Below are 21,709 nucleotides of genomic sequence, written 5' to 3'. Positions count from 1 at the left end.
GTGACGCCGAGCGGGCTCCGCGGATCGAGCGCCGAACGGGTCATCGTGGCAGCGGCAGCAACTCGACCAGGGTGCCGCGGCCGGTTCCTGGAGGGAGGAGTGCCAGGGCGTGGGCGTTCAGGAGGTTGGCCAGGTGTGGGGTGCCGACAGCGCCGATGGCCCGCCACACTCCGCCTTCGACCTGCCGGACGGGCACGATGCGGGTGCGGTCGTGGTCCGGGGTCGCCGCGTCGGCGATGCGGCCCCAGGACACCGCCGAATCCTGGCGGCCGGTGAGGATGTGCGCCAAGGCCCGACCGGTCACCAGTGTCGCGGCGACGGCGGCCAGGGGGTTGCCCGGCAGGGCGAGCAGGATGCGACCGCCGGGCAGGCGCGCAACCAGGTGAGAACCGCCCGGGCGCATGCGGACTCCATCGATCAGGATGCGGGCACCGATTTCGTCGAGGACATCACGCAACCGGTCGGCGGCGCCGCGCCCGGTGGCTCCGACGGTGATCGCCAGTTCCGCGTCGGTGTCACGGTCGAACCAGGACCGCAACAGTGCACGGTCGTCCGGAAGCCGGGTCAGGTTTCGGACACCGATATCGCAGTGGCTCAGATAGTGCGGCAACGCGGTGCCGAGCGCGTCGCGGACCTGGCCGGGCCGCAGGGTTCCGGTGGCGCGGATCTCGTCGCCGGTGAGGAGCAGGTCGGCGCGCAGCGGGCCCCGGACCATGGCGATAGGTGTTTCGGCGCTCTGCGCGACGGAGATGACGGCGGCGTTCACCCGGACACCGGCCGGCGTCAATTCTTCACCGCCGGACCAAGATTCGCCCCGGCGGCGAATATCGTTGCGGCGCGGTACGCCGGGGGCGAGCACGATCGCCGCCTGCCCGCCGGCCCGCTCGACGTGCACATGTTCCGAGCGCACGACCGCCGTGGTCCCGGCCGGGGTCAGAGCGCCGGTCGCGATCCGCACCGCCTCGCCCTCGGCGAGCGAGATACCCGATTGCCTTCCCGCGGTGCACGATCCGATGAGCAGCCGCCAGCGCGGCCCGTGGCCGCTGACCGCGAACCCGTCCATGGCCGCGGTGTCCGCGGCCGGAAGCGCCGCCATGGCGGTCAATGGCTCGGCCAAGGTCGCGCCGAGCGCTTCGGACAGCGCCGCGTAGCGCGCGGGGATGGCCGGCAAGGCCGGGCGCAGCACCGCGTCGATCTCCGCCACCGTCACCTCCGGTCCGGTTGCCGGCTCGGCGGATCGGGCCTGTACCGCGCTCACGCATCACGTCCTTTGCGATGATTCGACAGATATCCATAAATCCTCGGATACGGAGATTTCGCCCGACTTTCTCCGTAGTTGCCGAAGCATTTCCGGCATCTCACCCGCATCTGCGGTTCGTTGTGCGGGCCGTCCGAACGCACAGGCGGCCCGACCCCATGGAGAGGTGAACGTAACCGCGCACGTGACCATCCGGTAACAGGCCGTTCCTAGCGTGGCGGTGAAGACCCACGAACACGGAGACGCGAGCGGGGAGGAATGTGCAGTGGCGGCAACCGATTCCGGAGCGGACGCGGGCCCAGTGCGGACGGTGTGCTCGTACTGCGGAGTGGGATGCGGGATCACCGTGGAACTCGACAGCGGTCCCGCCGGACCCCGGATCCGCAAGGCGACCGGTGACAAGGCGCATCCCGCCAATGGTGGCCGGCTGTGCACCAAGGGCGGCAGCCACGCCGACATGATGGCGGCCGACGGCCGTTCGACCACCGCGCTGGTCCGGGCCGAGCGCGGGGCGGCACCACAACCGGCTGCCCTCGATGCCGCGATCACCGACGCCGCTCGACGCCTGCGCGCGCTCATCGACGAACACGGTCCCGACGCGGTCGCCCTGTACGTCTCCGGCCAGATGACGCTGGAAGCCCAGTATCTGGCGAACAAACTGGCCAAGGGATTCATCGGCACCAATCAGATCGAGTCGAATTCGCGGCTGTGCATGGCCAGCGCGGGCAGCGGCTACAAGCTCTCCCTCGGCGCCGACGGACCGCCCGGCTCCTACGACGACTTCGACCACGCCGACGTCTTCTTCGTGATCGGCGCGAACATGGCCGACTGCCATCCAATCCTGTTCCTGCGCATGATGGATCGGGTCAAGGCCGGGGCGAAGCTGATCGTGGTGGACCCGCGCCGCAATGCCACCGCCGACAAGGCGGATCTGTTTCTGCAGATCAAACCGGGCACCGATCTCGCGCTGCTGAACGGCCTGTTGCACCTCCTGATCGAAAACGGCCACACCGCACCGGATTTCATCGCCGAGTTCACCGAGGGCTGGGAGGCGATGCCCGAGTTCGCGCGGGACTATCCGCCCGAGGCCGTCGCCGAGATCACCGGGCTCGCGGCCGCCGACATCCGCCGGGCGGCCGAGCTGATCGGCACAGCGGGCGAATGGATGAGCTGCTGGACAATGGGTCTCAACCAGTCCACCCACGGGACGTGGAATACCAACGCCCTGATCAACCTGCACCTGGCGACCGGGGCCATCTGCCGCACCGGCAGTGGACCGTTCTCGCTGACCGGCCAGCCGAACGCCATGGGCGGCCGGGAAATGGGCTACATGGGACCGGGACTGCCCGGCCAGCGGTCGGTCCTGGTCGATGCCGATCGGGAGTTCATCGAACGGCTGTGGCAGGTGCCGCCGGGGACCCTGCGCACCGACGTCGGCACCGGAACCATCGACATGTTCGAGAAGATGGCGGCCGGACAGATCAAGGCCTGCTGGATCATCTGCACCAATCCCGTTGCCACCGTGGCGAATCGCAAGACCGTGCTGGCGGGGCTGGAGGCCGCCGAGCTGGTGATCACGCAGGACGTTTTCGCCGACACCGAGACCAATGCCTACGCCGACATCACGCTGCCGGCCACGCTGTGGGTCGAGGGCGAAGGTGTGATGATCAATTCCGAGCGCAATCTCACGCTCGTCCGCAAGTCGATTCCGGCGCCCGGCGAGGCCATCCCGGATTGGCAGCTGATCGCCCGAATCGCCTGCGCCATGGGCTATTCAGACGCCTTCACCTACACCGACGCCGAGCAGATTTTCGAGGAGATCAAAGGCGCGTGGAATCCGAAGACCGGCTACGACCTGCGCGGAGCCACCTACGATCGGCTCCGGGAAGGACCGCTGCAGTGGCCGATCGCACCGGAAGGCCCCGCCCGCAACCCGATCCGCTACCGAGAGGACGCCGCCACACCGCGACTGCGGTTCCCCACCGCGTCCGGTCGTGCGGTGTTCTTCCCGCGCCCCCACTTGCCCGCTGCCGAACTGCCCGATGACGACTACCCGTTCGTCCTCAACACCGGCCGGGTTCAGCATCAGTGGCACACACTGACAAAGACCGGCAAGGTCACCAAGCTCAATAAGCTCAATCCCGGGCCGTTCCTCGAGATCCATCCCGACGATGCGGCGAAACTCGCTGTGGTCGAGGGTGATTGGCTGGAAGTGGCATCGCGCCGTGGCCGTGCTGTCCTACCTGCGGTAGTCACCGACCGGGTCCGGATCGGTACTACGTTCGCGCCGTTCCACTGGAACGACCTGTTCGGCGAGTACCTGACCGTCAACGCCGTCACCAACGACGCCATAGACCCCATCTCCTTTCAGCCCGAATTCAAGGTCTGCGCGGTCACGCTCACCAAGGTCGCCGCACCCATCCGACCCGAGCCGATCGTCGAATCGACCTCAGCCCCCGAACCTGTCGCCGCTGCCGCAGCTTCGGCTGTGCACGAGGGCGATCGTGTGATGGCAGCAGCTGCGGTCCTCGGCATCACCGACCTCAGCGCGCCCGCCCTCACCGACATCGAGTCCGCGTACCTTTCAGGGTTTCTCGCGGGTGTGCAACGCACTGGCGACAACGACGTGGTGCCCGCCGTCTCCGCCACGAATCCGTTGCGCCCCACCGTCACCGCCTGGGTCGACGGCATGCTGGCCGGACTTTTCGCACCACACGCCCGCGTCACCCCGGCCGGCCAGCTCGCGGCGACCACACCGACCGCCATTCAGACCGCGGAGCCTCCGGCAGCGGAAACGTCCACACCGGCACGCCCGCTGGTGATCCTGTGGGCCTCGCAGACCGGCAATGCGGAGGATTTCGCCACCGGAACCCTCCCCAAGGCATTGGTCGAGCAGAGTCTGGCACCGGCCGTGCACGCCATGGACTCGCTATCGGCCGCCGATCTGCCACGCGCTGCCGATCTCATCGTCGTGAGCAGCACCTTCGGTGACGGCGACGCTCCCGACAACGGCGCCGGATTCTTTGAGACCCTCACCGGTCTATCCGAATCGGCGCTGGCCGGATCACGATTCGCGGTGCTGGCCTTCGGCGACTCGAACTACGACGCGTTCTGCGGGCACGGCAAACGCCTCGATGCGCGGTTGGCCGAACTGGGGGCCGAACGGCTCATTCCCCGTGTCGATTGCGAACCCGACTTCGACGACACCGCTGCCGCATGGCTCGACCAACTCCTGCCGACGCTCGCAGTCCCCACCGACTCGGCAGCGGCATCGAGTACGTCCGCTCCCACGGCGACGGTCGCGCCCGCTGACGCGCAACTCGGCCCGTCGGCGGTGGCACAGACTCGAACCGCCCCGACAGTTACCGCCACGCGTCCTGAGGCGGACAAACCGCTGGGGCAACTGGTAGGCAATCGGCTGCTGAGTCTGCCCGGCGCGCAGAAGGAGGTGCGGCAGTTCAGTTTCGATCTGACCGGCACCGGCCTGAGCTACGACGTGGGCGACGCCCTCGGCGTGCGGCCGTTCAATGATCTAGGCCTGGTGTGGGAGTTCCTGGCCACCACCGGACTCGATCCCGCCGCCGTCGTCGACGTCCCCAAGGTCGGCTCCCTGCCATTTTCTATCGCCCTGGAAGAGCATCTCGATCTGACCAAGGTGACCCCCGAGTTGCTGAAGCACGTCGCGGAGTGCACCTCCGACCCCTACCTCAAGACCTTGCTGCGCCACGACAACAAGGGTGAACTGTCGAAGTGGCTGTGGGGCCGTCAACCGGTCGACATCGCCGCCGACTATCCGGTGCTGGCCGACCCGCAACGTTGGGCCGATATGCTCAAACGCATTCAACCGCGGCTGTATTCGATCTCGTCGAGCCCGCTGTCGAACCCGACGATCGTGCGCACCACCGTCTCTGTCATCCGCTACCCCGGTCCGACGGGTCGACCCCGGGGCGGACTCTGCTCGACCTACCTCGCCGATTCGGAGCAGAACCAGTCCCTGGCACTGCATGTCCAGCGCTCACCCCACTTCCGGCCACCCGACGACCCGACCGTCGCCGCCGTCATGATCGGCCCCGGCACCGGTGTCGCCCCTTTCGTCGGGTTCCTGGAACACCGGCAGGCGCGCGGCGACCAAGCCCCCAACTGGCTGTTCTTCGGCGAGCAACACCAGGCCACCGACTTCTACTACAGCGAGGAACTCGAACAACTACAAAAGCAAGGAATCCTCACCCGCCTCGACCTCGCTTTCTCACGCGACCAGCGCACCAAGGTCTACGTCCAGGACCGCATGCGCGAACGCGGCGCGCAACTATGGAAGTGGATCAACTCCGGTGCCCACTTCTATGTCTGCGGCGACGCCGCGCGCATGGCCAAGGACGTCGACACCGTGCTGCGGGAGATCGTCGCTCATCACGGCGACATGGATGCCGGCGACGCCGATGCCTACGTCAAGAAGCTCGCCGCGGACAAGCGCTATGTCCGCGACGTCTACTGAACTCGCCAACCTGGTCCGTAGCAGCCACCCGACATCCCAGAATCGCACTTACGGTACATCGGGGCCGGTAGAACCTCATCCGCGGAAGAATCGGCTCTCCGGCGCCGCACATTCGCCTACGCTTGGTGAATGAACGTGCCGGACCTACCAGCGGAACTGGTCGATCTGATCTGCCAGTACGAGTTCGCCTTCCTGGTCAGCATCGGCGACCTCGGACCGCACACCACGCCACAGCACCCCACCCTCACCGGCGGCAGCTTCACCATCACGGCACCCGGACCCGTGACCTGCCGCAATATCACCGCCAACCCGGCGGTCACCCTGCTGTGGCCACCATCCACCTCCGACGGTCACGCGCTCATCATCGACGGCCACGCCACCCTGCGGGACTACACCCTCGAGATCGCGCCGACCCTGGCCGTGCTCCACCACACGGCCACCTCGACCGCGACATCACGGCGATGCGCGGACTGCCGGCGCTTCAACCTCGCCCCGCCCGCCCAACTCAGCCGCCTCGGCCAACTCCCCCGCACCGGAAGCTGACCGCCGAACCTCCACCCCCAACTCCGAAAATCGTTTTACCGCTTCGGATCCCGTTGCTACCGTGTTTTCAACACCTCCACCCGACGACACCGGAAAGGCGGCCCCATGACCGAGCTGATTCAGCCCGCAACCACGTTCGACCTCGCCCGCCTGCTCCGCGTCCGACTCGGCGTCCGGAGCGTCTCCTAGCGGCTTCGGCATCACCGACCCGCCAGGGCCGCTTCCGGGCAAAACGCCACGGAGAGCGGCCCTTTCCATATCCCCTCACCCCACCCCCATTCCCTCGTAGCCCAAAGGTAGAGGCAACGGTCTCAGGTGCCGTCAAGTGTGAGTTCGAATCTCACCGAGGGAACCCACCTTTCACGACCCGCGCACCTGAGTACGCGATCTCGGCTGCGCCGATGAATTTCGGGTGGATCCGTCGTCGACTCCTCTGGATAGATCGAGAGACAGGAGTCCAGATATGACGAGACCGTTTCGATTCGGGGTCGTTGCCCCGCTCAGATCCGACCTGCCGACGTGGCGAGATCGTGTGCGCCGCATCGCCGACAGCGGCTACTCGACGCTGCTGGTGCCCGACTTCCCGCAGATGCAGCCGGCGCCCGCCCCCATGCTGGCCACCGTCGCGGCCCTGACCGACCTGCGGGTGGGCACCTGGGTGTACGCCTCTCCGCTACGCCCGGCCTGGCTGACGGCGTGGGAAGCGCACTCGCTGTCGCTGTTGACCGAGGGGCGCTTCGAGATGGGCATCGGCACCGGCAGACCGGGAATCGAGGACGAGCTCCGCGACAAGGGAATGCCCGCCGTACCACCGCCTTACGAGCGGCTGGCCCAGGTCCGTGAGACCGTCCAGAGGCTGCGAGATCTCGACGGCCCCGACCATCACACGCCCGTGGCGATGGCCGTACTCGGTCCGAAGGCCCGGGCGTTGGCGGCCGAGGTCGCGGACACGGTCACCTTCGTGCTCGGGGATCAGCCTCGGGGCGAAGTCGAGCGGCTGGCACGCGACTTCCGCACCACCAGCGACGCCGAGCTCGCGCTCGCCGTACCGGTTATCGGCGATACTGTCGCGCCGCACATGGCGCCCCCCGACACCGACACCGCTGCGCTTCGCACGGCGGACGCACTGACCGTACTTCCGGATGACCCGGCCGCCGCCGCCGAGGAAATCCAGCGGCGACGGGAGGAGATCGGCTTCTCCTATTTCGTCTTCGGCGCCGACTTCGCCGACAGGTTCGCTCCGGTTGTCGCCGAGCTCGCCGGACGTTAGTTGCCTGAACAGCTATTTCAGCCTCGAGCGATCCACTGTTGCATGGCGGCTGCGAGCATCGAGTCGCCGTGCGCGCTGGGGTGCCAGGGGAACCCGAGCGGTTCGGTGTGTGGGTCGAACGCTCCGTCCACCCAGGGATCCGCAGTGCACGCGCCGTGCCCGGCGGTGACCGCTCGGGTGTCGAGGAAGTTCACGTTCAGAATGCCGGCGGCCTCGCGCTGAGCCGTGTCGATCCGGTCCAGGAACCCGGTGACCGCGCCGGCTCGGGGCTGGACCACATCGATGCCGAGGATGCTCGCGCAGGCGGAGTCTTGGCCGGGCGAGTGTATCTCCGGGTATCCCACGAAAACGATCCGCGCGTTCGGAGCGTAGTAGCGGATGTACTCCACCGCTTGGCGAACTCGGTCGGCATAGGCCTGACCGGTGATGGTGTCGAGGTCGGGGGCGCGGCCCTGCGCTGCGGCTTCCGGACCGCAACCATTGATCAGGTCGGTCAGGCACGTGAAGGCACGAGACAAGGCGACCGGGTTGTCGGTTCCCCAGGCGTCGTTCATGCCGAGCTGAATCGTCACGGTCCGAGTGCGTGGTCCGAACGCGCTATCGGACATGGCCCGTTTCACCTGGTGCACCAGGGTCCAGCCCGAGGTGTCGATCGTGCCGCCCTGGCACGAGGTGTCCTCGACGTCGTCCGGCGACAAGCCGATGCGCTGCGTGAGCTGCGTCGGCCATGATGTAGGCACGTGCTTGCAGCCGGGATCCCCGCCCGCGTTCAGCAGGTCGAGGATTTCCCCGTTGGCGGAGAAGGAATCGCCGATCACCACAAGGGTTTTGCCGCCGGGAGTCTCCGCCGTGGTCGGCGGCGCCATCGCGGCGAGCACCGCTGCGGTGCCGCAGACCGTGGACGCTGCAAACAACCGCAACCGAGCCGAACTCTTCAAGCTGTGTACCTCTTATCGATCCGTTGCGAAACATGCGAAGCGTGACCGCTTCAGATTCGAACACCTACTGTAGCGGCGCGCCGGTAGCGCCGCCGATCGATCGCGAATTCGGCGGACATCCGACCGAGCCCATTCGGCCGATGACTTTTGCGCTGCGATCGCCTCTATATGAGTAGGAGGTAGGAAAATGTTGCTGGAAAACAAGAACGTGGTTGTCTACGGCGCGGGCGGAGCGGTCGGCAGCGCGGTTGCCCGCGGCTTCGCCGACGCAGGCGCCAGGGTCTTCCTGACCGGGCGAAATCCCGACATCGTCAACGCCGTCGCGAAGGAAATCTCCGCCGCGGGCGGCGCCGCCGAGACCGCTGTGGTCGATGCCCGGGACGAGAAATCCGTCACCGAGCACCTCGACGCCGTCGTCGCTGAAGTCGGCGGCATCGACGTGTCGTTCAACGCGATCGGAATCTCACCGCTGGGACTGCAGGGAATCCCGCTCACCGACCTATCGGTCGACAATTTCATGCGACCCATCACGACATACGCCCAGGCTCACTTCGTGACCGCGAAATCCGCTGCACGGCACATGATTCCCCGAGGATCGGGAGTGATCATGATGCACACACCCGAACCCGCCCGCGTGCCCCTGCCCCTGGTCGGCGGTATGAGCGTCGGCTGGGCGGCAATGGAGGCCCTCAACCGCGCGCTGTCCGCCGAATGGGCCCAGCACGGCGTCCGCTCGATCTGCCTGCGCACCACGGGCATGGTCGAGACACCGGTCATCGACGTCGTTTTCGGGCTGCACGCCGACGCGCTGGGCATCCCCAAAGACCAATTCACCGCCGCCGTCAGCACGATGACCCACCGCAAACGCCCGACCACACTGGCCGAACTCACGGCTGTCGCGGTATTCCTCGCCTCCGACCGAGCATCCGCGATGACCGGAACCGTCGCCAACCTGACCGGCGGAATCATCGTCGACTGACCACCACGGAGGAGCAAGGCAATGCACGATCTACTCGCGAGCGCGGTTGCCGCGCACGGTGGTTCGGACCGATGGAATCGGATCCGGGCGATCCGCGTCGATGCCGCCATCACCGGGGCCTTCTGGCAGGTCAAGGGAAAAGGCGATGTGCTGAGGGACGTCCGCTTCGAGGTGGACACCACGCGGGAACGGCTGACCATGGACTTCGCCGGTCGAGACCGACGGTCGCTCTTCGAGCCCGACCGGGTCGTCCTGCAGCAACGCGACGGCACGGTGGTCGACGCGCGCGACGACCCGGAGCGGTCGTTCGACGGCCACCAGTTCCAAACGCCGTGGGACGACCTACATCTCGCGTACTTCACCGGGGAAGCACTGTGGACGTACCTGAATACGCCGTTCCTGTTCACGTGGCCGGGGTTCGTCTGCGAAGAGATCGCGCCCATCGAGGCCGACGGTGAAACATGGCGGCGGCTGCACGTGACCTTCCCCGACCACATCAAGAGCCACACCCGTAAACAGGTGTTCTGCTTCGGCCCGGACGGGCTGCTGCGCCGCCACGACTTCGCCATTGACATCGTCGACCCGGCCACCGAGTCACAGCTTTACGCCGCCGACTACCGCGACATCGACGGCATCATCATCCCGGCCACCCGACGGGCCTACACCACCGTGGGCGACGACCGGATCGTCCTGGTCGCCATCGACATGGCCGACATCACCGTTCGTTGATCACGATGAACAACACCCACAGCAGGATCGGCGGATCATGCACACAATGACTGAAGCCACGACCGGCAACGAGGATTTCGGACGGCTGAGCGAACCGTTCCGACGCGAGCTGCTCGCCTACTGCTACCGCATGCTCGGTTCGGTCGACGACGCCGAAGAAGTGGTGCAAGACGTCTATCTCGACGCCTGGCGGGCCTACGACGGGTTCGAGGGCCGATCGTCGTTGCGGACCTGGCTCTACCGCATCGCGACCCGGGCGTGTTTCAAAGCGCTGGAAAAAAGCAGACGCAGGCCGCTGCCCGCCGATCTCGGCGACCCCGAGACACATCCGGAGACCAGGCTGATCGAGCGAAGCCCGGAGGTGTCATGGCTCCAGCCGATACCCGACTTCCTGTTCACCGCCGCACCGACCGACCCGGCAACCGTCGTGGTGCAACGACAGACCATGCGGCTCGCCCTGATGGGGGCACTGCAACAGCTACCACCGCGACAACGAGCCGTGCTGATCCTGCGTGATGTGCTGCAATGGCGGGCCACCGAGGTCGCGCAACTGCTGGAGATGACAACGGCGGCCGTCAACAGCGCGCTGCAGCGAGCGCGAGCCCAGATTCCGCTCAGCGAGGACGGTCTGACCGAACCGGCCGAACCCCGGCAGCGCGCCCTGCTCGACCGATACGTCACCGCATTCGAAACCGCGGACGTCGATCAACTCGTCGCGGTCTTGACCGAAGACGCACGATGGGAAATGCCGCCGATCGCAACCTGGTTCGAAGGCCGCGACACCATCCTCGCCTTCCTGGCCAGACAGATGCGGATGATCGGTCCGGCCGAGCTGGTCGCCACCTCCGCCAATGGACAGCCCGCCTTCGCGGTGTACGCCCGCGGCCACGACGGTGCGCACCATCCACACGCACTGCACGTACTGACAGTCACCGCCGAGGGCGTCACCAGAATCGTCGCGTTCCACGGCTCCGGGCTGTTTCCGCTGTTCGGACTCTGACCAGGTGACGGCATGTCCGAACAGGAAAACATCGCCCGGCAAGACGCCGAGCTGCGCGCACAGCTGCGGCTGTTCTGCCAACTCATGCTCGGTTCAGCGGACGCCGCCGACTGCATGATTCAGCAGATCTACCAAGAGAATTGGCCATCGGAACGCCTTCAACTGTTCCGTATTGCAGCCGCCCGCTGCGGGATCCGCCGATAGGCTCACGACGGATCGGCGTTGTTGTGGATGGTGTCCACCACCTCAGCCCAGCGCCGAAACGACTGCGGCGTCGCTGATTTCGAGCAGGCGGCGGCGCGCCTTCGGGTCGAGGGCTTGCGTGTGCGGATGGGTCTGCCCGGTGCCGTTGAAATACCGGCCTGTCATCTGTGACAGGTCCGGATCGCAGATCAGGCGGAGGGTCGCGGCCGCGCCTTCGTCGATGGTGCTGATCGGCGTGATGCCGGACTCCAGCACCATGGTCGTCGCCATGCGGGTGGCCGGGTGCAGGGCGTTCACGGTGACACCGGTTCCGTCGAGTTCTTCGGCGTACTCGATGGTCGCCATGATCATCGCCAGCTTGGCGTGGCAGTAGGCGGTGTACACGTCATAGCCGGTCTCGGGGGTCGGATCGTCGAGGTCGACCTCCTGCTGCCCGGCGGAGGCTACGTTCACCACCCGCGCCGGTGCCGAGGCCCGCAGCAGCGGAAGCAACCGCCGGGTGAGCCGATACGGGGCCAGATGGTTGACCGCCCACAGTAATTCGTTGCCGTCGGCGCTGAGTTCGCGCCTCCCGTCCGGCCGGCCGCCGGTACCGGCATTGTTCACCAGCACATCCAATCGTGAAGTGCAGGCGATGATCTCGTTGGCCAGCCGGTCCACCTCGGCGAGTCGTGACAGATCGGCCAGGATGATCCGCGGAGCGTGCCCGCTCGCGGCGGCTACCTGGGCCGCGACCGCCGCGGCCCGATCGGGGTTGCGTCCGTGCAGGATCAGCCGGGCGCCCGCCGCGCCGAGACGCACCGCGAGTTCGCGGCCGAGTCCGTCGGTCGCGCCCGTGATCAGCACAGTGCGATCAGCCATGCGGTCGATACCTTTGTCGCTCATAACCTTTCCTTGCCTTACCGACCTCGTCAGGATGCTCGAGCGGAATTCACGGCAGTGTCTCCGCCGTGGCGACGAGCGTCGCTCGGCCCAGGATGTGGCCTGCGATGGTGAATCCGAGCAGAGCGGGCGTGGAGTCGGCGGCGATGCCGATGTCGTCGAGATCCAGAGCGTGCACGGTGACGAAATAGCGGTGCTCACCGTGCCCTGCCGGCGGTGCCGCACCGATGTATCGAGGTAGGCGCGCGTCGTTCGGCAATTGGAAGGAGCCGGCCGGCAGCCCCATGCCCGCGTCGTCTCCGGCGCCCTCGGGAAGGCTCGTGGTCGTGGCCGGGATGTTGGCGACAGCCCAGTGCCAGAAGCCGGAGCCGGTGGGGGCGTCGGGGTCGTACACGGTGACGGCGTAACTCTTGGTGCCTGCCGGGGCGCCACTCCAACTCAGTTGCGGGGAAACGTCTTTGCCGCCAGGGGCGCCGGAGGACCACTGTGCGGGTTGCCAGGCGGCGCCGTCGCTCACCGTGGTGCTGGTGACCGTGAACGAGGCTGCCTCGGGGAGCCGGGCGAAGGGATTGTTTGCGCTCATCGTGTCGCGCCTTTCGAGTCGTGTCGGACAGGCAAGATCGACGATATCAGAAATAATCGATTATTTTGAAGATCGTCTATCATCGGACCATGACCAGGGCAGCCCACACCCCGACCGCACCGGAGAAGCAGATGCTGTCCGAGCAGATCTACGCACACCTGCGGCACGCGATCATGCGCGGCGAGTACGCGGCCGGTGGCGCGCTCAAGCCGCAGGATCTGGCCAAGCAACACGGTGTGAGCCTGGCTGTGGTGCGCGAGGCGCTGGTGCGACTGGTCGGTGAGGGCCTGGCCGAACGGCTGACCAATCGCGGCTTCGCGGTCCCGGCCTTTTCCGATCGCCGCTGGCAGCAGATCGGCGAGGCCCGCCGGGCCATCGAGCCGGTCCTGCTACGCATGTCGATCGAACGGGGTGACGTCGACTGGGAGGGCGATGTCCGAGCCGCCCACCACCGCTTGGCGCGCACACCGGCATTCACCCCGGAGGACGGCGAGTACTACAGCGAGGCCTGGGCCGAGGCCCATCGGGTGTTCCATCGCACCCTATTGGAGGGGTGCGGCAACCCGGTGTTGCTGGAGACCTTCGACCGGATGTGGGTCGCGAGCGAGCTGGCCCGCCGCTGGTCGGCACACCGCAACCCCGACCGCGACGGCATCGACGAGCATCGCCGATTGGAGGAGGCGGCGCTGGCCCGTGACCCCGATACCGCCGCCGACCTACTGACCCGACACCTCACCCTGACGACGGCCGCGCTCACCGAGCAGGAAAGCTGACAGCTCGAAAACCGTTTTACCACTTCAGAACCCCGCTGCTACCGTGATTCCAACACGTCCAGCAGACGACAGGAAAGGCGGCAAGGTGACCGAGCTGATGCAGCGTCCGACGATGTTCGACCCGAGCCGTCTCCTCCACGTACGCAACGGTGTACGGAACCGCCCCTGAAGGTCTCGATTATCGCAGACCGATCAGGGTCGCTCCCAACGTTCGTCGGGAGCGACCCTTTCTCATTCCTCCCGAAACACAGCAGCCCAGCCCGCGCACCTCAACGGCGAGTAGGTGTCAATGACGACATCCGCGCGGGCCGAGTGCCCGTAGCTCAGCGGAGAGAGCGCCTGCCTACGAAGCAGGAGGTCGAAGGTTCGAATCCTTTCGGGCACACTACATTTCGATCAGGGACGAGTGATGCGTCGGCCATCACTCCATGAAGGTCGACTAAGGGTTGTAGATTTCCACGTAGGCGTTGGTGGCGACCGCGAAGACGCCGGGTCCGGTGCCTGTGCAGGCCGCCGTAATACGGTCACCCGACGGAGTGAAGGGGTAGCTGAGCACCTTGTAGGGGCCAACGGCGTACAGCGGGAACGGCCCGCTGGCGTAGAGGCCGACGCAGTCGAGGTGAAGTACGTAGTTGGATCCACCGTCGGGCCGGCAGACTGCCGACGCGTCGAACACCCCCTTCGTCACGGTGCAGTCCTGCGGCGCGGCCTGCGCGGTACCCGACCCGACGACGGCCGCGAAACCCAAACCCGAAATGCCCGCGATCGCAACCCGTCCGGCGACACTCAACGACGTCTTCATGAAGACCCTTCCGATTGGCGTTGTGTTGTTCGTCGTAGCAGAGCCCAATTTTGTTTCCATTCTGAAGTTTTTGGCCGTGCCCGGCCCGCATCACGGAACGGTACAGCCGTGAAATACGGTCGGGGTTGTGACAGGTCATGGCGATTCGAGGGTCGGTGGAGTCGATCATGGGTAAGCCGAATCGGAAGCATCGGGCAGCCAAGCAGCGGGCACGATACGGCGGAGCCGACTTTCCGGGCATGCCCGGTGGGGCCGACGGGCGGCCGCCGACCGCTGAGGAGATCGGCACTGCGATCCTGGCGGCCGCCATGGAATCGGCCCAGCGCGGGGTGCGGGGCGGATCGGTACAGCGTGATCCGGTTGTCGTGTTCGCCGGCCGGCTCGCTGCTGACGACCCGCTCGTTCACGAGGTGGAGCGGGGTGTGCACCTGGCGGGGCAGCACCTCATGACGCGAGCCTTCCGGAATGGCTGGTTGCCGGCGGACATTCAGCAGGCGGCGCGACGGCGGGTCGACGACTTCGCGGTCAGCTTTCTGATCGACACCATGGCCGACTCCGTGCGGCCCTTCGCGCCTGCGACCGTCGACGAAACCTGGGTTGCTCAGCTCGGTGAATTGGCGGCGCACGCCTGGTGGTCGGGTTCCTCGCCGCATTTCGGCCAGTGGGCGGCGAAGCACATGCTGACCACCGCCGAAGCGCTCACCACCGTGATCGAGGCCCTCGCACTGCTGATCCTGCTGCCGAAACTGGAACTCATCAGGCCCCTGCCCGGTACCGCACGTCCTACGGCCGCTGTCCCCCATCATGTCGACGAGAAGGTGCTCGGCCGCGTTCGCGGACTGCTCGCCAAAGCCGAGTCCACGTCCTTCCCGGAAGAGGCCGAGGCCCTGTCGGCCAAGGCACAGGAGCTGATGACCAAGTATGCGCTCGATCGGGTGCTCGTCGACGCCGACACCGCCGTCCCGGATCTGCCAGGGGCACGGCGAATGTGGCTCGATACCCCGTACACCGACGCGAAGGCCCTGCTGATCGACGTGGTCGCCAAGGCCAATCGATGCCGCGCCGTCTTTTCCTCGGCATGGGATTTCATGACCATCGTCGGCGACGACGCGGATCTCGACGCGGTGGAATTGTTGTCCACCTCGCTGCTCGTGCAGGCCACCAGGGCGATGATCGCGAACGGCGACAAAGCCTCTCGAAGCGACAAAGCCTCCCGAACCGACGAAGCGCGCAGCCGGACGTTCCGGAAGTCGTTCCTCGTCGCCTATGCCACCCGTATCGGGGAGCGCTTGGATGCGGCCACCGCGGCCACCATCGCGGAATCGGCTGAGCCGGAACGACTGCTGCCGGTCTTGGCCTCACACCAGATCGCAGTCGACGCGGCTTTCGACACCCTGTTTCCACAGGCCCGGAATCGTGGGATCACAATCCGCAGCGCCGCAGGCTGGGACGCCGGCCGAGTGGCCGCCGACCGCGCCCGGCTCGACCTCAGGCCTCGTCCGGATGCCGGGTGAGCAGCCGCTCGGCGGCGTCGTACTCGTAGAGTTCGGCATAGCGTCCCCAGTCGATGGCGATCCGCAGTTGTCGCCGCGCGGCGTCCTCGGTGAAGCCCCGCCGCAGCAGGTCGAGGAAGAAGCCGTCGCGCAGCCGCTGATTGCGCGCACTGGTCAGCGCGTGGTCGATCGCCGCGACCAGGGGCGCGTTGGCTCGCGCCAGCCGCGCGAAAATGGCCTTGGCACTGTCGATATCGGCCTCGGCGAACAGGGTGCCGTCGACGGTGAGCTCGATATCCCCGTCGGCGGTGGTGGCCAGCCCCAGCATGGTGGCGGCGTCGACGACCGGCATCAGGTCGTCGACCTCGAAGCGCAACCCGCCCGCCAGATCCGGCAGGTCCGCCCGCCCGCCTTGGGCGGCAACAAAATCGAGCATGCCGCCGATTCCGTCCACCCCGGCATCGGGCAGCGGCCGGGTGGTGGGGGTGGGGGTGATGCTCGGCCAGCTGCCATCGAAGGTGGCGTCGGTGAGCATCCGATAGGCCTGGTCCACCAGCGCCTGGAACCCCGCGCCGCGCGGGTCGCGCGGCTGCGGGAGACGCACCTGGATCTCGCCCTTGATTCGCCCCGGATTGTTGTCCAGCACCAGGATTCGGTCGGCCAGCTGCACGGCCTCCTCGATGTTGTGGGTGACCATCAGCATGGTCTTGGTCGGGAAGGCGGTCTCCGCCCACAGTCGCATGAGCTCGCCGCGCAGGTTCTCGGCGGTCAAGACGTCCAGCGCCGAGAACGGTTCGTCCATGAGCAGCACCTCCGGCTGCACCACCAGGGCGCGGGCGAATCCCACCCGCTGGCGCATACCGCCGGAGAGCTCCTTGGGATAGGCGTTCTCGAAGCCGTCCAGGCCGATCATGTCGATGGCGTCGGTGACCCTCTCGCCGCGCTCCCAGGCCGAAATCCCTTGGGCGCGAAGGCCGAGTTCGACGTTCTGGCGCACGGTCAGCCACGGCAGCAACGCGAAGGTCTGGAACACCGTGGCGGTATTGGCATTCGGCTCGGTGATCTCGGTCTGCCGAATGCGCGCGGACCCCGCAGAGGGGAGCATCAGGCCCGCGATGATCCGCAGCAGCGTGGACTTGCCGGAGCCGGATTTGCCCAGTAGCGCGACGATTTCACCCTCCTGCAACTCGAGGCAGACATCCGAGAGAACCGGCAGCTGCTCGCCGGAGGGGTTGGTGAAGTTCTTGGTGACACGATCGACGGTGACGATGGGGGTCGACACGGTGTGTCCTCCTTTCGAAAAGTGTTTCAGCTCAGCGAGAATCGCCGTTCGGCGGTGCGCTGCAGGCGTCGCCACAGCAGGCGGTTGATGGTCACCGTGACCACGCTCATCACCACGGTGCCGAGCAGCACCTTGGCGAAGACGTCGTCGGTGGTGGCATTGGTGATGTACGCGCCCAGGCCGTAGGCCTCCATATGCGTGTTCCCGGCCTCCACGACCTCGCCGACCAGCGTGGCGTTCCACGCGCCGCCGAACGCGGTGATCGCGCCGACCACGTAGCCGGGCGCGATCGCGGGCAGTATCAACGACTTCCAGCGCTGCCACCCGTGCACGCCGAGATCGTCCATGGCCTCGCGCAGGTCCGTCGGGATCTGCCCGGCCGCCGCGATCACATTGAACAGCACATACCACTGTGCACCCAGCGCCATCAGCGCGATGCCGCCGATATTCAGTGAGATGCCAGTGTAGGTGAGCGCCGCGATGACGAAGATGAACAAGAACTGGGCCGGGAAACTGGCCAGCACCTGCACCACCGGCTGTGCGAACCGGCAGATGCGCGGATTCATCCCGATCCACACGCCGACCGGCACCCACACGATGGTGGAGACCACCAGCAGCACTATCACGCGGCCGAGGCTGGCCAGCCCCATCAGCGAGGTCGGCCCGAATTCGGCCAGGCCCACGGTTCTTTCGAAGTAGGAGGCGAGTGCCCAGGTGCCCCAGGCGAGCGCGGCGAAGAGCAGTCCGAAGAAGAGCACATCGCCGATGCGGCTGCCCGCACGCTCGTCGTAGGCGGAACGGGTGCTGCGCCCGAAGACCCGCATGAGGCGATCGACCCGCTCACCGACCGGCCGTAGCACCCGAGCCAGCCGGCCCGGGACCGTGCTGTGCCGCAGCAGGTCGAGCACCAGACTCCTTGGGGCCTGCGCACTTTCGGTGTGCTCCACCCGGAATCGCTCCGACCACGCCGTGAGCGGCCGCCAGAACACCACGTTCACCGAGACGATGGTGAGCACCATGACCAGCGCACCCACTACGAGATTGCCGACCTGGGCCGCGGAGGTGGCCGCCGCGATGAAGCTACCCATGCCGGGCAGCGCCTCGTCCCGGCCGGATACCGTGATGACCTCCGAGGCCGCGAGCATGAACCACGCGCCGCCGAAGCTCATCATGCCGTTCCAGATCATCGGCACCATGGCCGTCGGCACCTCCAGCTGCCACAGCCGCTGCCAGCGGGTGAGCCGCATCATGCGGGCCGCATCATCCAGCTCCCGGGGCATATTGCGCAGCGCCTGGTAATAGGCGAAGGTCATGTTCCAGGCCTGCGCGGTGAAGATGGCGAAGATGCACGCCGCCTCCGCGCCCAGATAGGAGCCGTGGAACAGGCCCACGAACGCGGTGACCGTGATCGAGACCAGGGCCAGCACCGGCACCGACTGCAGCACGTCGAGCGCCGGGATGAGCGCCTTCTCGGCCCGCCGCGAGCGCGCCGCCCACTGGCCGACGATCAGTGTGAAGAGGATGGACGCCGCCAGGCCGATGAACATGCGCAGCGTGGTGCGGGCCGCGTAATACGGCAGGTTCGCGGGATCGGTTGATACGGCCTCGGTTCCGGTATCCGGCGTCCAGGGCACGGACATGTCCCGAAACAGCCGCAGCACCAGCAGGATCAGCAGCACGCCCGCGCCGATGATCAGGTAGTCCACCGCTCGGAGCCGGCCGCGTACCCGCGGTACCTCGGGAGTCGTCTTGGGGCGGTCCGGAATTGCCAATTCAAGAGTCATTGCTGTTCACCTCGCTCCGAGCGGCCTCGTCGCAACTCAGTTGGTCGATTCGGCGGCGACCGCGGGCGGTGCGGTCATGACGTTGTAGGCGTGCACGGCCGAGACCAGCACCGCCGGTGCGCCGATGAGCAGGTTGAAAACCACGACGCCTATTCCGGCCCCGGCCACCGCGCCCTCCAGACAGCCGGTGACGGCGCCGGGAATCGCCAACGTGCCCAACGTCAATGCGCCGACCGCGAGTCCCTGACCCGCGCCCAGCAGCACGCAGCCCAGCGGCGCTCCGATGACGGCACCCAGCAGCGTGCCCACCGCCAGGGCCACGGTGAGCTCGTTGTTGACATTCTGGAAGACGGTATTCATCCGATCCTCGAAGCTGTCGGGATCGGCAATCTGCTGTGCCGCAGGGCCTTCGGCTTGCGTCTCCGCGGCGGCGTGCAGCTCCGCGGCGATGCGTCGTTCCTCGGTGCTGACCGGTCGGGCCCGATCCGGGCGCGGGGTGAGGGTGGCGCTGTCGCCGTCGATGCGGGCGTCGATCGGGTACGTCGTGTCCTGCTTCGTGATGGTCAGCGGGATCGCCCCCACCACCACGCCCTGCGGGTCGAGGATCTGCAGCTGGTCGGTGGTGGTTCGGAGCGTGCCGAGGTCGGTGCGCAGCACCACCGATCGGTCCACGATCCGGGCGTCGCCGGACACGGCCTGAGCTGTCACAGCGTCGGCGAGCCGGACGTCCGGTCCGGGCGCCGCGGCCGAAGCGGCGGCAGGGGCGACCAGTCCGGCGGTGGTCATCGCCGCGGTGGCGAATGCGAGCAAGCGAATTCTCATCGGGATGTTTCCCCTCGGGATACCGCTGCCCGCATCGGTTTCCGGGCAGCATCGAATACCGTCGGGCACGGTGGTGCCGACGGGTCGGATATATATGCGAATCTCCGAATTCATTCGTGAAATGTGCATGCGAATAGTCCGGTGCCGCGCGGGCGGCATCGTGATATCGGAGAATTACGTGCGTCGAGATATCGACGCGATGTTGGTGTGCTGGCTAGCGGCCCGGACCGAGGCGGAGGGGCCGACCCGGAGATCCCGGGTCATCATCGGGTGCCATCTTGCTACCCGACCTCCTCACTGGTAGAACGCGATTCGTCAACGCACGCGGGAGGTCGCCCGGAACTCTCGGGGCCGGACGCACACCCCTCTCGTCAGAGTTTTGGCACTGCACGACGTGTTCCGAATCGGAAAGCCACTTTGGATTACCCCTTGATCCGGAGAAATCTGTCCTAACCTTGGGCGTCTCTCGACGTCGTCAGATCAGTGGCCTGTGTTCGTGCAGGAGCCTCGCCTATCGAGGTGCAACAGGGAACCTAGTTAAAGACTCGTTAAAAGTCAAAACCGCTATTCGCTCATTCTTCGACTGTGGGCGACGCCGCTGATAGGGCACCGGCACGCCGTGTCAGCTGCCGCCCGCCGATCATGACCGCGGCGATGGCGGTCACGCCGAGCAGCGCGCCCGTGACAAGGACCCCGGTCACCGATGTGAAGCTGACGATCACGCCGCCGGTGAGCGCACCGAGGGCGACGGCGAGGTTGTACATGGCGGTATTGAGGGCGGTCGCGGCCTCGGGATGGTCGGGGGCGGCCTGCAGGATCCAGGTCTGCATGCCGACCGGAATCGCGCCGAATGCCGTGCCCCACACCAGCAGTGCCACGATGCCGCTGACCGGTGTGGTCGCGATGAGCGGGAAGAGTGCGAGTGTCACCGCCAGCAGCGCGGCAGCGGCGACCAGGGCGCGCCGCGGGTCGCGGCCGGCGGCGGCGCCGCCCGCGAACGTTCCGGCCACGCCCGCCACGCCGAAGGCCAGCTGTGCGGGCCCGATTGCCCCGGCGCCCAGACCGGAGATGTCCTGCAGCATGGGCCGGACGAAGGTGAATGCCGCCCAATGCCCGCCCACCAGAAGGAATGTGGCGATGACGCCGGCGCGGACGGCCGGTGTGCGCAACTGCCGCGCCAGGGCGCGGGGGCGGACCACCTCGGTGGCGGGCAGGGGCGGCAGCAGCAGCCGCAGCGAGAGGGCGACCACCGCGCCGAATCCGGCCAGTGCGGCGAAGGCGACGCGCCAGCCGCTCAGATTGCCGATCAGCGTCGCGGCCGGCACGCCCAGTACATTGGCCGCTGTCGCACCGCCGAACGCGAGCGATATCGCTCGTGGAATGTGGTGCGCGTGAACCAGTCTGACCGCGCACGAGGCGGCCAGGGCCCAGAAACCGCCGATGGCGATGCCCGCGACGGCACGTGCGGCGAGCAGGATCGCGAAGTCCGGTGCCAGCGCCGAGACCGCTGTCGCGGCCAGCATGAGCCCGATCAGCCCGAGCAGGACCGTACGCCGGTCCGATCCTCCGATCGCGACGGGCAGGGTGGTCGCGGCCGCCGCGGCCATGAGTCCGGGCAGTGTGATCGTCAATGCGACCGCGCCGGGAGAGACGTCGAAGGTGTGACCGATGGGGGTGAGCAGGCCGACCGGCATGGCCTCTACGGTGACCATCGCGAAGGTGGCGGTGGATACCGCTGCGACGGCGAGCCAATTGCGGATCGGGGTTCCGGCGCCGGTGGATTCGTGGGTGGAAGCGATGGGGGCTGCCATTACTTCCACCTGCTCGTGCCGGATGAGGAGGTGGTGTTCGCCATGCTCGCAACACTTCCGGGCG

The 21,709-nt window shown here is 67.0% G+C and carries 18 protein-coding genes, 2 tRNA genes and 1 riboswitch; of the genes, 11 read left to right on the top strand and 9 right to left on the bottom strand.

All coding sequences use genetic code 11. The features are described 5' to 3' along the window. Positions 1–40: 40 nt before the first annotated feature. A complete protein-coding gene (locus ACFXN1_RS33065) occupies positions 41–1,258 on the bottom strand; it encodes a molybdopterin-binding protein (protein WP_379443214.1) in 1,218 nt (405 codons plus the stop codon). Between the two features lie 265 nt (positions 1,259–1,523). Here ACFXN1_RS33065 and ACFXN1_RS33060 point away from each other — a divergent pair, with 265 nt between their 5' ends. From ACFXN1_RS33060 to ACFXN1_RS33045, 4 genes are all read left to right on the top strand, one after another. Then, the gene (locus ACFXN1_RS33060) at positions 1,524–5,750 is read left to right on the top strand and encodes a molybdopterin-dependent oxidoreductase (RefSeq protein ID WP_379443213.1); all 4,227 of its coding nucleotides are present in this window, start codon (positions 1,524–1,526) and stop codon (positions 5,748–5,750) included. Between the two features lie 129 nt (positions 5,751–5,879). After that, a complete protein-coding gene (locus ACFXN1_RS33055; RefSeq protein ID WP_379443211.1) occupies positions 5,880–6,293 on the top strand; it encodes a pyridoxamine 5'-phosphate oxidase family protein in 414 nt (137 codons plus the stop codon). Positions 6,294–6,572: 279 nt separating this feature from the next. After that, positions 6,573–6,645 (top strand) — tRNA-Leu (locus ACFXN1_RS33050). A gap of 111 nt (positions 6,646–6,756) precedes the next feature. Further along, positions 6,757–7,563 (top strand): LLM class flavin-dependent oxidoreductase, encoded by an 807-nt coding sequence (locus ACFXN1_RS33045; RefSeq protein ID WP_379443210.1) that lies wholly within the window; start codon positions 6,757–6,759, stop codon positions 7,561–7,563. Positions 7,564–7,580: 17 nt separating this feature from the next. Here ACFXN1_RS33045 and ACFXN1_RS33040 read toward each other — a convergent pair whose 3' ends face one another. Beyond that, positions 7,581–8,501 carry an SGNH/GDSL hydrolase family protein gene (locus ACFXN1_RS33040; RefSeq protein ID WP_379443209.1) on the bottom strand — a complete coding sequence of 307 codons (921 nt, stop codon included), beginning with the start codon at positions 8,499–8,501 and terminating at the stop codon, positions 7,581–7,583. A 187-nt stretch (positions 8,502–8,688) separates the two neighbouring features. Here ACFXN1_RS33040 and ACFXN1_RS33035 point away from each other — a divergent pair, with 187 nt between their 5' ends. From ACFXN1_RS33035 to ACFXN1_RS33020, 4 genes are read left to right on the top strand one after another with little or no spacing between them, the layout of a single operon-like run. Then, on the top strand, positions 8,689–9,480 hold the full coding sequence (locus ACFXN1_RS33035) for an SDR family NAD(P)-dependent oxidoreductase (protein WP_379443207.1): 792 nt from the start codon (positions 8,689–8,691) through the stop codon (positions 9,478–9,480). Positions 9,481–9,501: 21 nt separating this feature from the next. Next, entirely contained in the window at positions 9,502–10,209 is a 708-nt protein-coding gene (locus ACFXN1_RS33030) for a hypothetical protein (RefSeq protein WP_379443206.1), read from the top strand. A 37-nt stretch (positions 10,210–10,246) separates the two neighbouring features. Then, complete coding sequence (locus tag ACFXN1_RS33025) at positions 10,247–11,209, top strand: sigma-70 family RNA polymerase sigma factor (protein ID WP_379443204.1); 963 nt, start codon at positions 10,247–10,249, stop codon at positions 11,207–11,209. Positions 11,210–11,221: 12 nt separating this feature from the next. Beyond that, positions 11,222–11,413 carry a hypothetical protein gene (locus ACFXN1_RS33020; RefSeq protein WP_379443203.1) on the top strand — a complete coding sequence of 64 codons (192 nt, stop codon included), beginning with the start codon at positions 11,222–11,224 and terminating at the stop codon, positions 11,411–11,413. Between the two features lie 42 nt (positions 11,414–11,455). Here ACFXN1_RS33020 and ACFXN1_RS33015 read toward each other — a convergent pair whose 3' ends face one another. Together ACFXN1_RS33015 and ACFXN1_RS33010 are read right to left on the bottom strand one after the other, a co-directional pair. Next, the gene (locus ACFXN1_RS33015; protein WP_379443202.1) at positions 11,456–12,298 is read right to left on the bottom strand and encodes an SDR family NAD(P)-dependent oxidoreductase; all 843 of its coding nucleotides are present in this window, start codon (positions 12,296–12,298) and stop codon (positions 11,456–11,458) included. 46 nt (positions 12,299–12,344) lie between these two features. Then, positions 12,345–12,878 carry a YbhB/YbcL family Raf kinase inhibitor-like protein gene (locus tag ACFXN1_RS33010; protein ID WP_379398612.1) on the bottom strand — a complete coding sequence of 178 codons (534 nt, stop codon included), beginning with the start codon at positions 12,876–12,878 and terminating at the stop codon, positions 12,345–12,347. Between the two features lie 89 nt (positions 12,879–12,967). On the opposite strand from ACFXN1_RS33010, the gene ACFXN1_RS33005 reads away from it, so the two are divergent. Continuing rightward, positions 12,968–13,651 carry a GntR family transcriptional regulator gene (locus tag ACFXN1_RS33005; RefSeq protein WP_379443201.1) on the top strand — a complete coding sequence of 228 codons (684 nt, stop codon included), beginning with the start codon at positions 12,968–12,970 and terminating at the stop codon, positions 13,649–13,651. Between the two features lie 312 nt (positions 13,652–13,963). Then, positions 13,964–14,036: transfer RNA gene (locus tag ACFXN1_RS33000), tRNA-Arg, on the top strand. A 54-nt stretch (positions 14,037–14,090) separates the two neighbouring features. Here the strand turns inward: ACFXN1_RS33000 and ACFXN1_RS32995 are convergent. Next, positions 14,091–14,453 (bottom strand): hypothetical protein, encoded by a 363-nt coding sequence (locus ACFXN1_RS32995; RefSeq protein ID WP_379398608.1) that lies wholly within the window; start codon positions 14,451–14,453, stop codon positions 14,091–14,093. A gap of 167 nt (positions 14,454–14,620) precedes the next feature. On the opposite strand from ACFXN1_RS32995, the gene ACFXN1_RS32990 reads away from it, so the two are divergent. After that, positions 14,621–15,967 (top strand): DUF2786 domain-containing protein, encoded by a 1,347-nt coding sequence (locus tag ACFXN1_RS32990; protein ID WP_379443199.1) that lies wholly within the window; start codon positions 14,621–14,623, stop codon positions 15,965–15,967. On the opposite strand, the gene ACFXN1_RS32985 is transcribed toward ACFXN1_RS32990, so the two are convergent. The 4 genes from ACFXN1_RS32985 to ACFXN1_RS32970 form a co-directional block, all read right to left on the bottom strand. Then, complete coding sequence (locus ACFXN1_RS32985; RefSeq protein ID WP_379443198.1) at positions 15,942–17,228, bottom strand: nitrate/sulfonate/bicarbonate ABC transporter ATP-binding protein; 1,287 nt, start codon at positions 17,226–17,228, stop codon at positions 15,942–15,944. The two genes, ACFXN1_RS32990 and ACFXN1_RS32985, sit on opposite strands and share 26 nt — an antisense overlap. Positions 17,229–17,254: 26 nt before the next feature. Further along, positions 17,255–19,012, bottom strand: coding sequence for an ABC transporter permease (locus tag ACFXN1_RS32980; RefSeq protein ID WP_379443196.1), 1,758 nt, complete (start codon positions 19,010–19,012; stop codon positions 17,255–17,257). 36 nt (positions 19,013–19,048) lie between these two features. After that, positions 19,049–19,834, bottom strand: a complete 786-nt coding sequence (locus tag ACFXN1_RS32975; RefSeq protein ID WP_379443195.1) for a hypothetical protein — start codon at positions 19,832–19,834, stop codon at positions 19,049–19,051. 356 nt (positions 19,835–20,190) lie between these two features. After that, positions 20,191–20,360: riboswitch (M-box (ykoK) riboswitch) on the bottom strand. Positions 20,361–20,406: 46 nt separating this feature from the next. Continuing rightward, positions 20,407–21,645 carry an MFS transporter gene (locus tag ACFXN1_RS32970; RefSeq protein WP_379443194.1) on the bottom strand — a complete coding sequence of 413 codons (1,239 nt, stop codon included), beginning with the start codon at positions 21,643–21,645 and terminating at the stop codon, positions 20,407–20,409. Positions 21,646–21,709: the final 64 nt, after the last annotated feature.

Origin of the sequence: Nocardia sp. NPDC059154 (genome assembly GCF_042755705.1) — a bacterium.
Classification (GTDB): domain Bacteria; phylum Actinomycetota; class Actinomycetes; order Mycobacteriales; family Mycobacteriaceae; genus Nocardia.
Note: the sequence above shows the minus strand (reverse complement) of the source record. Positions and strands in the feature narration are given on the sequence as shown.

Coding starts and splice junctions, on each gene's coding strand:
- ACFXN1_RS33055 (WP_379443211.1), top strand. CDS start 5,880: ATGAACGTGCCGGACCTACCAGCGGAACTGGTCGATCTGATCTGCCAG.
- ACFXN1_RS33045 (WP_379443210.1), top strand. CDS start 6,757: ATGACGAGACCGTTTCGATTCGGGGTCGTTGCCCCGCTCAGATCCGAC.
- ACFXN1_RS33035 (WP_379443207.1), top strand. CDS start 8,689: ATGTTGCTGGAAAACAAGAACGTGGTTGTCTACGGCGCGGGCGGAGCG.
- ACFXN1_RS33030 (WP_379443206.1), top strand. CDS start 9,502: ATGCACGATCTACTCGCGAGCGCGGTTGCCGCGCACGGTGGTTCGGAC.
- ACFXN1_RS33025 (WP_379443204.1), top strand. CDS start 10,247: ATGCACACAATGACTGAAGCCACGACCGGCAACGAGGATTTCGGACGG.
- ACFXN1_RS33020 (WP_379443203.1), top strand. CDS start 11,222: ATGTCCGAACAGGAAAACATCGCCCGGCAAGACGCCGAGCTGCGCGCA.
- ACFXN1_RS33015 (WP_379443202.1), bottom strand. CDS start 12,298: ATGAGCGACAAAGGTATCGACCGCATGGCTGATCGCACTGTGCTGATC.
- ACFXN1_RS33010 (WP_379398612.1), bottom strand. CDS start 12,878: ATGAGCGCAAACAATCCCTTCGCCCGGCTCCCCGAGGCAGCCTCGTTC.
- ACFXN1_RS33005 (WP_379443201.1), top strand. CDS start 12,968: ATGACCAGGGCAGCCCACACCCCGACCGCACCGGAGAAGCAGATGCTG.
- ACFXN1_RS32995 (WP_379398608.1), bottom strand. CDS start 14,453: ATGAAGACGTCGTTGAGTGTCGCCGGACGGGTTGCGATCGCGGGCATT.
- ACFXN1_RS32990 (WP_379443199.1), top strand. CDS start 14,621: ATGGGTAAGCCGAATCGGAAGCATCGGGCAGCCAAGCAGCGGGCACGA.
- ACFXN1_RS32980 (WP_379443196.1), bottom strand. CDS start 19,012: ATGACTCTTGAATTGGCAATTCCGGACCGCCCCAAGACGACTCCCGAG.
- ACFXN1_RS32975 (WP_379443195.1), bottom strand. CDS start 19,834: ATGAGAATTCGCTTGCTCGCATTCGCCACCGCGGCGATGACCACCGCC.
- ACFXN1_RS32970 (WP_379443194.1), bottom strand. CDS start 21,645: ATGGCAGCCCCCATCGCTTCCACCCACGAATCCACCGGCGCCGGAACC.